Below are 1,396 nucleotides of genomic sequence, written 5' to 3'. Positions count from 1 at the left end.
GCCATGCAGATCGGCATTTTGTCCAAGCCCAGTTTTTCCAGTGAAGCGATTTCGGCAGACGCTTCCGCGCTGAAATCAACATCTTCCGCGCCGTACACTTTTTGGGCAATCGCACGGATTTTGTCTTTAATGCTCAGCTCAACATCGTAGGAGAAATTGAAGTTGTTCGGTTGGTTTTCGATGGCATTGACAACTTTGTGAGCCAAGTCTGCACCACCCGCGCCGCCTTTGCCCCATACTTCAGTCAGGGAAACTTCAACGCCGTGTTCCGCGCAGGCTTTTTCAATCATGGCCAACTCGGCATCTGAGTCGGACACAAAGCGATTGATGGCAACCACCACAGGCAGGCCGAATACGTTTTTCAGGTTGGAAATGTGTTTCAGCAGATTAGGCAGACCTTTTGCCAAGGCTTCGAGGTTTTCTTCGCCGAGGTTGGCACGCTCCACGCCGCCGTTGTATTTCAAAGCGCGGACAGTGGCCACGACAACAGCCGCATCAGGTTTCAAATCTGCCAGACGGCATTTGATGTCGCAGAATTTTTCCGCACCCAAATCCGCGCCGAAGCCTGCTTCGGTTACGGCATAATCGGCAAGGTGTTTCGCCAAACGGGTGGCCGTTACAGAGTTACAGCCGTGGGCGATGTTGGCAAACGGGCCGCCGTGTACAAAGGCCGGAGTACCTTCGATGGTTTGCACCAAGTTAGGCTTAATCGCATCTTTGAGCAATGCCGCCATCGCGCCATTCGCTTTCAAATCTTTGGCATAAACAGGGCTGCCGTCTTTGGCGTAGGCAACAAGGATGTTACCCAAACGCTCTTTCAAATCGCTGATGTCTTTGGCAAGACAGAATACCGCCATCACTTCAGAGGCAACGGTAATGTCAAAACCATCGGGACGCATCACGCCGTCAACAGGTTTGCCCATACCATCGATGATGTTGCGTAACTGGCGGTCGTTCATATCGACCACGCGACGCCACAGCACGCGTTTCGGATCGATGTTCAACTCATTGCCTTGATAGATATGGTTATCGAGCATGGCGGCGAGCAGGTTATTCGCCGCACCGATGGCGTGGAAGTCGCCGGTAAAGTGCAGGTTGATGTCTTCCATCGGCAAAACTTGGGCATAGCCGCCGCCTGCCGCACCGCCTTTAACACCAAACACCGGACCCAAAGAAGGCTCGCGCAGAGCAATAACCGAGTCTTTGCCGATATGGCGCAATGCGTCCGCCAAACCGATAGTTACAGTGGTTTTACCCTCACCCGCAGGAGTCGGATTAATGGCGGTCACCAAAATCAGACGGCCTTGTTTTTGCGGCAGCTTGAATGCCTCGGCAGGATTGATTTTGGCTTTGTAATGACCATAGGGCTCGATGTTGTCAACGTTCAAACCCAGCT

At 52.8% G+C, this 1,396-nt stretch carries 1 protein-coding gene; it reads right to left on the bottom strand.

Annotated features, from left to right (window positions below; translation table 11 throughout):
* Positions 1-1,396, bottom strand: a 1,396-nt coding sequence (locus ACTHS3_RS13125) for a formate--tetrahydrofolate ligase (protein WP_440368143.1), incomplete at both ends; no start/stop codon positions are given.

Source organism: Neisseria sp. P0009.S007, from assembly GCF_051962515.1.
Note: the sequence above shows the minus strand (reverse complement) of the source record. Positions and strands in the feature narration are given on the sequence as shown.